This is a genomic window from Burkholderia sp. HMSC10F09 (genome assembly GCF_001806955.1).
GTDB lineage: Bacteria > Pseudomonadota > Gammaproteobacteria > Burkholderiales > Burkholderiaceae > Burkholderia > Burkholderia multivorans.
Genome location: NZ_KV786880.1, coordinates 1 through 8429 on the forward strand (window position 1 = coordinate 1; position 8429 = coordinate 8429).

Annotated in this window: 7 protein-coding genes and 1 pseudogene; 4 read left to right on the top strand and 4 right to left on the bottom strand. The window is 66.6% G+C overall.

From position 1 onward, the window contains the following. From odhB to HMPREF3115_RS24725, 4 genes are all read left to right on the top strand, one after another. Nucleotides 1-934: 2-oxoglutarate dehydrogenase complex dihydrolipoyllysine-residue succinyltransferase (gene odhB / locus HMPREF3115_RS24710; RefSeq protein ID WP_070556490.1), on the top strand; the 934-nt coding region annotated here is incomplete at its 5' end. A gap of 81 nt (nt 935-1015) precedes the next feature. Continuing rightward, on the top strand, nt 1016-2446 hold the full coding sequence (gene lpdA / locus HMPREF3115_RS24715; protein ID WP_006400315.1) for a dihydrolipoyl dehydrogenase: 1431 nt from the start codon (nt 1016-1018) through the stop codon (nt 2444-2446). Nucleotides 2447-2543: 97 nt separating this feature from the next. Then, on the top strand, nt 2544-3641 hold the full coding sequence (zapE, locus tag HMPREF3115_RS24720; RefSeq protein WP_006400314.1) for a cell division protein ZapE: 1098 nt from the start codon (nt 2544-2546) through the stop codon (nt 3639-3641). A 10-nt stretch (nt 3642-3651) separates the two neighbouring features. Then, nucleotides 3652-4194 (top strand): transposase, encoded by a 543-nt coding sequence (locus tag HMPREF3115_RS24725; protein WP_139094007.1) that lies wholly within the window; start codon nt 3652-3654, stop codon nt 4192-4194. Nucleotides 4195-4294: 100 nt separating this feature from the next. Here HMPREF3115_RS24725 and HMPREF3115_RS24730 read toward each other — a convergent pair whose 3' ends face one another. The 4 genes and pseudogenes from HMPREF3115_RS24730 to HMPREF3115_RS24745 form a co-directional block, all read right to left on the bottom strand. Next, nucleotides 4295-4756 (bottom strand): DUF2147 domain-containing protein, encoded by a 462-nt coding sequence (locus tag HMPREF3115_RS24730; RefSeq protein ID WP_039222128.1) that lies wholly within the window; start codon nt 4754-4756, stop codon nt 4295-4297. Nucleotides 4757-4921: 165 nt separating this feature from the next. Further along, nucleotides 4922-6607 carry a ShlB/FhaC/HecB family hemolysin secretion/activation protein gene (locus tag HMPREF3115_RS24735; protein ID WP_070556492.1) on the bottom strand — a complete coding sequence of 562 codons (1686 nt, stop codon included), beginning with the start codon at nt 6605-6607 and terminating at the stop codon, nt 4922-4924. 141 nt (nt 6608-6748) lie between these two features. Continuing rightward, nucleotides 6749-8101 (bottom strand): collagen-like triple helix repeat-containing protein, encoded by a 1353-nt coding sequence (locus HMPREF3115_RS24740; protein WP_070556494.1) that lies wholly within the window; start codon nt 8099-8101, stop codon nt 6749-6751. A gap of 40 nt (nt 8102-8141) precedes the next feature. Next, a pseudogene (locus tag HMPREF3115_RS24745) lies at nt 8142-8429 on the bottom strand (collagen-like triple helix repeat-containing lipoprotein); the annotation flags it as partial.

Here is an 8429-nt window from a genome sequence, read left to right on the forward strand (position 1 = left end):
CGCTTCGTCGGGCACGGCCTCGCCGGCCGCAGCGAAGCTGCTGGCCGAGAAGGGCCTGTCGGCAGGCGACGTCGCCGGCTCGGGCCGCGACGGCCGCGTCACGAAGGGCGACGCGCTCGCCGCCGGCAGCGCGCCGAAGGCGGCTGCTCCGGCCGCCGCACCGGCAAAGGCCGCGGCCAAGCCGGCGCTGCCGGAAGTGAAGGTGCCGGCGTCGGCAACGACCTGGCTGAACGACCGTCCGGAACAGCGCGTGCCGATGTCGCGCCTGCGTGCGCGTATCGCCGAGCGTCTGCTCGAGTCGCAGCAGACCAACGCGATCCTGACGACGTTCAACGAAGTCAACATGCAGCCGGTCATGGACCTGCGCGCGAAGTACAAGGACAAGTTCGAGAAGGAACACGGCGTGAAGCTCGGCTTCATGTCGTTCTTCGTGAAGGCGGCCGTCCACGCGCTGAAGAAGTTCCCGCTCGTGAACGCGTCGATCGACGGTAACGACATCGTCTACCACGGCTATTTCGACATCGGTATCGCGGTCGGTTCGCCGCGCGGCCTCGTCGTGCCGATCCTGCGCAACGCGGATCAGCTGAGCCTTGCCGAGATCGAGAAGAAGATCGCCGAATTCGGCCAGAAGGCGAAGGACGGCAAGCTGTCGATCGAGGAAATGACGGGCGGTACGTTCTCGATCTCGAACGGCGGCGTATTCGGCTCGATGCTGTCGACCCCGATCATCAACCCGCCGCAGTCGGCAATCCTCGGCGTGCATGCGACGAAGGAGCGTCCGGTCGTCGAAAACGGCCAGATCGTGATCCGTCCGATCAACTACCTCGCGCTGTCGTACGACCACCGCATCATCGACGGCCGCGAAGCCGTGCTGTCGCTCGTCGCGATGAAGGATGCGCTGGAAGATCCGGCACGTCTGCTGCTCGACCTGTAAGCCGAGTCTCACCGCATTGACCCGCTCCGCACGGGCGCGCCACCGCGCGTCCGTGCGGATGCACAAGTAGAAAGGATTGCCATGTCCAAGGAATTTGACGTCGTCGTGATCGGCGCCGGCCCCGGCGGCTACATCGCCGCGATCCGTGCCGCGCAGCTCGGCAAGACCGTTGCCTGTATCGAGAAGTGGAAGAACCCGGCCGGCGCGCTGAAGCTCGGCGGCACGTGCCTGAACGTCGGCTGCATCCCGTCGAAGGCGCTGCTCGCCTCGTCGGAAGAGTTCGAAAACGCGCAGCATCATCTGGCCGATCACGGCATCAGCGTCGACGGCGTGAAGATCGACATCGCGAAGATGCTCGGCCGCAAGGATGCGATCGTCGAGAAGATGACGAGCGGGATCGAGTTCCTGTTCAAGAAGAACAAGATCACCTGGCTGAAGGGCCACGGCAAGTTCACCGGCAAGACCGACGCCGGCGTGCAGATCGAAGTCAGCGGCGAGGGCGAAACCGAAGTCGTCACCGCGAAGAACGTGATCATCGCGACGGGCTCGAAGGCGCGTCATCTGCCGGGCATCCCGGTCGACAACAAGATCGTGTCGGACAACGAAGGCGCGCTGACGTTCGACTCGGTGCCGAAGAAGCTCGCCGTGATCGGCGCAGGCGTGATCGGCCTCGAGCTCGGCTCGGTGTGGCGTCGTCTCGGCGCCGAAGTGACGGTGCTCGAAGCGCTGCCGGCGTTCCTCGGCGCAGCCGACGAAGCGCTCGCGAAGGAAGCCGCGAAGCTGTTCAAGAAGCAGGGCCTCGACATCCATCTCGGCGTGAAGATCGGCGAAGTGAAGACGACCGCGAACGGCGTGTCGATCGCCTACACCGACAAGGACGGCAACGCGCAGACGCTCGACGCCGACCGCCTGATCGTGTCGGTCGGCCGCGTGCCGAACACCGACAATCTCGGCCTCGAGGCGATCGGCCTGAAGACGAACGAGCGCGGCTTCATCGACGTGGACGACCACTGCCGCACGGCGGTGCCGAACGTCTACGCGATCGGCGACGTCGTGCGCGGCCCGATGCTCGCGCACAAGGCGGAAGACGAAGGCGTGCTGGTCGCGGAAGTGATCGACGGCCAGAAGCCGCACATCGACTACAACTGCATTCCGTGGGTGATCTACACGTACCCGGAAATCGCGTGGGTCGGCAAGACCGAGCAGCAGCTGAAGGCGGAAGGCCGCGAGATCAAGACGGGCAAGTTCCCGTTCTCGATCAACGGCCGCGCGCTCGGCATGAACGCGCCGGACGGTTTCGTGAAGATGATCGCGGACGCGAAGACCGACGAACTGCTCGGCGTGCACGTGATCGCGGCGAACGCGTCGGATCTGATCGCGGAAGCCGTGGTGGCGATGGAGTTCAAGGCGGCGTCGGAAGACATCGCCCGCATCTGCCATCCGCACCCGTCGATGTCGGAAGTGATGCGCGAAGCGGCGCTCGCCGTCGACAAACGCTCGCTGAACAGCTGAGCGTGGTCCGGCGCCGGCCGCACGTCGGCCGGCGCAGCCGTCTCATGACGAAGGCGGGCGGGGTTTCCCGCTCGCCTTCGTTTTTTTGGTTTGCCCGATGAACGTCACCGAATACTACACACGCGAGCTGACCACGCGCGGCTATCAGTCGGACGCCGCGCAGCGGGCGGCCGTCGATCGCCTGCAGCGCTGCTACGACGAGTGGGTCGCGTACAAGGCGCGCCGCTCGAACGCGTTCAAGAAGCTGATCAATCACCCCGATCTGCCGCGCGGCGTCTACATGTGGGGCGGCGTTGGCCGCGGCAAGAGCTTCCTGATGGACAGCTTCTACGCGGTCGTGCCCGTCCAGCGCAAGACGCGCCTGCATTTCCACGAGTTCATGCGCGAAGTGCACCGCGAGCTCGAGGAACTGAAGGGGCAGGCCGATCCGCTCGACGAGCTCGCCCGCCGCATCGCGAAGCGCTACCGGCTGATCTGCTTCGACGAATTCCACGTGTCCGACATCGCCGACGCGATGATCCTGTACCGGCTGCTCGATCGGCTGTTTACGAACGGCGTGCAGTTCGTGATGACGTCCAACTACGATCCGGACGACCTCTATCCGGACGGCCTGCATCGCGACCGCATGCTGCCGGCGATCGCGCTGATCAAGGAGAAGCTCGACGTGATCAACGTCGATGCGGGCATCGACTATCGGCAGCGCACGCTCGCGCAGGTGCAGATGTATCACACGCCGCTCGGCGCGCAGGCCGATCGCGAACTGCGTCATGCGTTCGCGAAGCTCGCGGCGGTGCCCGACGAAAGTCCGATTCTGCATATCGAGAAGCGCGAACTGAAGGCCTTGCGCAAGGCCGACGGCGTCGTCTGGTTCGATTTCGCGACGCTGTGCGGCGGGCCGCGCTCGCAGAACGACTACCTCGAACTGGCGAGCCGCTTTCATGCAATCGTGCTGTCCGAGGTGCCGCAGATGTCGCCGCGCATGGCGTCCGAAGCGCGTCGCTTCACCTGGCTGATCGACGTGCTGTACGACCACAAGGTGAAACTGCTGATGTCGGCGGCGGTGCCGGCCGAGCAGTTGTACGTCGAAGGCCCGATGGCCAACGAGTTCGCGCGTACGGTGTCGCGCATCGTCGAGATGCAGTCGAAGGAATATCTCGAGACGCCGCGGCGCATCGTCGATACTTCGCTCACCTGAGCGCGGCTGTGTGCGCGTTGCGATCCAATCGTTAAATCCCGTCAAATGCATCGAATCGACGCGCAATTTCAGATTCGTCTTATATTCAGCGTCGAGGTCAGCCGATATCGTTGCGTCATGGTTCCTAAGGCTGGAGATCTCCATGACGCCGTATCGCGAATTGACCGACTACGAATGGCGCAGCATCGCGCCGCTTCTGCCGGAGATGCAGCCGCGCGCCGAATTGCGCGGCCGTCCGCTCGCCAACACGCGCGCCGTGCTGAACGGCGTGCTGTGGGTGATCTACAGCGGCGCGACGTGGTCGTCGATGCCGCGCCGCTACCCGTCCTATCAAACCTGCCATCGCCGCTTCAAGGTCTGGCACGAGTCGGGCACGCTGATGCGCGTCATGCAGGCGCTGTACGGCGATGCCGGCGTGAATCTGTGCAACGAGCTGTCTGCGCGGATGCGCAAGCATGCGCAGTCGAAGGCGGCCGAGGCGCGCAGCGGTAGCGCATCGGCCTTTCGTGCGGCGAACGGCTGCCGGCCCAATGCGATGAAGCAGGCGGCGTGAGCCGCGGTTCCGTTCACCGTCGCGCCAAATGAAAATCGGCCTGTCGACTGCGTCGCAGGCCGATTGCTTTATCGCGTTGCGCGCGTGAACGCGCAGTGCGTTACTGCTGGCGCACCCAGGTCTGCGACCGGCCGAGCAGCGACACGCCGATATAGCCGCGTACGACGAGCTTCTGGCCGCCGTCTTCGAGCGTCATCTTGCACTTGTAGACCTTGCCGTTCTCCGGATCCAGGATGTTGCCGCCGTCCCAGTGATCGCCGTCCTTCTTCATCGCCTTGATGATCGTCATGCCCTTGATCAGCTGATCCTTGCGTTCGTCCGTGCACGCCGTGCAGCGGCGATCGGGCGTATCGTTCGCGCCGAGCCCCTTGATCACCTTGCCCGACAACGTGCCGTCGCCGTCCTCGGCAATCTGCACGAGCGCCTTCGGCTGATGGGTGTTGTCGTCGATCGTCTGCCAGACGCCGACGGGGCTGTCCGCTTGCGCGAACGACGGGGCGGCACAGGCGAGCAGGGCGCCGGCGAGTGCAATGGTGCGCAACGGGCGGGTCAGTTGAATCATTGTCGTCCTCCTTGTTTCTCGTGTCGTGTTCGATTGCCCGCGCGAGCCGCCTGCATCGGACGGCCACTTGTTGCGAGCTCAGCCAGAATACGTGAAACCGTGCGCCGCGTTTGATAGAGGGCACTCTAATCGAAACGGCCCGCGCGAGGCGGGCCGTTCGGACGATCAGTTCAACTGATACGAAAACGCGGCGTTCACGCGCGGGCTTCTCGATGCACTTTCGACCGGCGCGTCGCCGACCGGCTTCGCGACGGACAGATCGAGGCTGTAGTAGCGGCTGTCGGTCAGCCGCACGCCGACGCCGACCGACGAGAGCCGGTTCGGCAACGGCGTGCCTGCGTGCAGATACACGCGCGCCATGTCGTACGCGACGTACGGCGTGATCGACTTCAGATAGGTCCAGTCCGGCGAGAACGCGCGGTTCACTTCGAGCGACATGCCCCAGCCCGAATCGCCCGACGTCTCGCCCGGTTGATAGCCGAGCGCGTAACGCGTCGCGCCGAACGAGATCTGCTCGGACGTCGGCAGCGAGTCGGGGCTGTACTGGCCCGTCAGCGAGATCGACGTGCCGATCTGGAACGGCCATTCGTTGGTTTGCGTAAACGTCGCACCGGTGCGGACGAACGTCAGCGAGATCGGATCGGCATACGTGGTCGTGACGCCCGAGGCCGTGCCGACCTGCGACTTCGATGCGCCGAGAATGTCGAACGCCTTCGCGACGTTGAAGCTCAGCTTGCGAACCTGCTTCGGCTGCACGCTCGTGTAGTCGAACTGCAGTTGCAGCACGCGCACCTGCGAGCGGTTGTCGAGTGTCGCACCGGTGATCCGATTCTGATAGTTGTCTTCGTTGTGCGATGCATAGGCCGACACGGTGCCGAGCAGGCTGCGCTGATTGTTCAGCAGCAGCGGATACGATGCCGACAGGCCGAGCTTCTCGTTCTTCACCGTGCGCTCGATGTACGACGGCAGGCCCGGATTGTCGGTCGGCTTGCCGCGGTACGTACTCGCGTCGAGCCGCGTGATCAGGCCGCTGCTGCCGACGGGCACCGCGCCGCTGAATGCGAAGTACGTCTGCTTGTCGCGCCCCGGCGGCGCGAGGGCGGAGATGCTCAGCTGTTCGCCGAACGACGTGAGGCCGTTCTCGGTCGCGGTGATGAGCCCCTGCACGCCCGGATGGTTGAAGTCGATGCCGGTGCTGACGTTGAACGGCTTGCGATCGACGGCGAGCTCGAGCGTGGTCGCGCCGTCCGTCGTTTGCGGCGGCGGCACGTTCGCTTTCACGCTGACGCCCGGCAGCAGGCCAAACGTGTTCACGTAGCGTTCGAACGTTGCGCGACGCAGCGGACGATCGGCCGTGATGTGCGCGGCGATCGCGCGAATCTTCGATTCCATCGCGCCCGGCTTGCCGGTGACCTTCACGTCCGCGACGTAGCCTTCGACGACCGTCACGCGCACGACGCCGTTCTCGAACGTCTGCGCGGGAATGAATGCGAACGACAGCGCGTAGCCGCGGTCCTGGTACAGCTTCGTCACGCCGTTCGCGGTCTCGATCAGTTCGCCGATCGTGATGTCCTTGCCGACGAGCGGCGTGAAGCGACGCGAGATCTCTTCGAACGGAACGGACTTCACGCCTTCGACCTGGAACGTCGTCGGCGTCAGGTGACGCGACAGCAGTTCCTGCAGCTGCGGCGCCTGCGGCGCGACCTGCACCGTCACGTTGGGGCCTTGTTTCGGTGCGTTGATCTGCGGGAGGGAGTCGAGCGGATTGCCCGCGACGCGTGTTTGCGCCTGTGCCGTGCCTGCTGCCGCGATCGCGAGCAGCATCATCCATGTATCGAGTCTGGATTTCATTTCTTTTCCTCGTAGGCCTTGCTTCTCGTCTTCTAATGCCGGCGCGCGATACCGTCGGTACCGCGCGCCGTGTGCCGCCTTGCCGGATGTGTTGGTACGGCCGCGTCGCGCGCTCCGGCTGCGACGACGCGACCGTCCTCCTTACTTGCCGACGCTGCCCAGCGTACCCAGCAACCCCGTGACCGGCGCGAGCAGGCCCGTCGAACTGCCCGTCGAGGCCGAACCCGTGACGCCGCCGACCAGCGACGTGACCGGTGCGAGCGGGCTCGACGTGCCGCCGGCGGACCCTGCCGCGCCGCCGACTGCGCCGGTGACAGTATTCAGCAAACCGGTGACGGGCGCGAGCGGATTCGCGCCGCCTGCGCCGCCCGTTGCGCCGCCGAGCGTGCCGGTGACGGTCGACACGAGACCGGTCACCGGTGCGAGCGGGCCGCTGCTCGTGCCGCCGGTCGCGCCGCCGAGCGCGCCGGTCAGCGAGCCGAGCGGCGTCGAACCGAGTCCGGACAGCAGGCCGCCCAGCGGATTGGTCGCACCGGAAGCCGATCCGGTGCCGCTCTGGACCGTCGCGGTCGAGCCGCCGACGAGGCTCGTCAGCAGTCCGGGGATCGGTGCTGCGCCGTTCGGGCCATTCGGATTCACGAGGCCGCCGGCGTTCGTCACCGTGTTGCCGACTGCGGTGACGAGCTGACCGACGTCGCCGACCAGCGGCTGGCTCGACGTGCCGGCGACCTGCTTGCCGGCCGAGCTGATCGCGCCGCCGACCTGGCCGAGCAGGCCCGACACGGGCTGGCCGAGGCCGGTCGTCGTGCCGACCTGCTGCGTGATCTGGCCGGCCGTGATCACGAGCGGCGTGACGGCGGAGCTGATCGGCTGCGTGACCTGCTGCACGGCGCCCGACGACAGCGTCGAGCCGACCGTCGTGCCGGCCGCCGCGAGGCCGTTCGCGACCGTGTCGAGCACCGTGCCGACCGGCGTCGTGACGGGGGCGAGCGGCGACAGCGGGCCCGTGCCGAGCGCCTTCACCGTCGAGCTCACGCCCGACACCGTGTTGCTCGTCGCGCCGACGACGCTGCCGAGGCCCGCGACCGTCGTGCCGACCGGATCCTTCGTCGAGCCGATCTGGCCGAGGCCGTTGCTGACTGCATCGGCAGCCGCGTCGATGATCGTGCCGGTGCTCGCGATCGTGGCGCCGACACCCTTCGTCGCGCCGTCGCCGAGACCGGGCACGCTCACGTTGCCGACCGTGTTGCCGAGGTCGGTCGCCGTCTGGCCGACCGTCGTGACGACGCCCTTGGTGCCGCTCGACGTGCCGCTGGTGCCGCTCGTACTCGGCGTGCCGCTCGTGCTCGGGTTGTTGCCGCCGGTGCTGCTGGTCGGCGGGTTGCTCACGCTGTTGCCGCCGCATGCGGCGAGCAGGCACGCGGCCGCGAAAGCGGTGAGGGGGACGCGCCACTGTTGCAGGGCGGCCGACGTCACGGAACGTTGTTGGGACATGGTGGACTCCTCGCTGTCTTGTCGATGAATGGATGTCGGATTACTTGCCGCGCGTGCCGCCGAGCAGGCCGCCGATCAGCGAGGTCACCGGCGACAGCAGGTTCGACGACGAGCCCGAGTTCGTGACGGCGCCCGTGCTGCCGCTCAGCGCCGGCGTGCTGGCCGTTGCGCTGCCAACCGTGCTGGTGACCGTCGAGACCGCGCCCGTCACGGGTGCAAGCGGGCTGCTGCCGCCTGCGGCACCGCCGAGCGCGCCGGTGACGGTCGAGACCAGGCCGGTCACAGGGGCGAGCGGGCCGCTGCTGCCGCCTGCGGCACCGCCGAGCGC

Coding starts and splice junctions, on each gene's coding strand:
- HMPREF3115_RS24730 (WP_039222128.1), bottom strand. CDS start 4,756: ATGATTCAACTGACCCGCCCGTTGCGCACCATTGCACTCGCCGGCGCC.
- zapE (WP_006400314.1), top strand. CDS start 2,544: ATGAACGTCACCGAATACTACACACGCGAGCTGACCACGCGCGGCTAT.
- lpdA (WP_006400315.1), top strand. CDS start 1,016: ATGTCCAAGGAATTTGACGTCGTCGTGATCGGCGCCGGCCCCGGCGGC.
- HMPREF3115_RS24740 (WP_070556494.1), bottom strand. CDS start 8,101: ATGTCCCAACAACGTTCCGTGACGTCGGCCGCCCTGCAACAGTGGCGC.
- HMPREF3115_RS24735 (WP_070556492.1), bottom strand. CDS start 6,607: ATGAAATCCAGACTCGATACATGGATGATGCTGCTCGCGATCGCGGCA.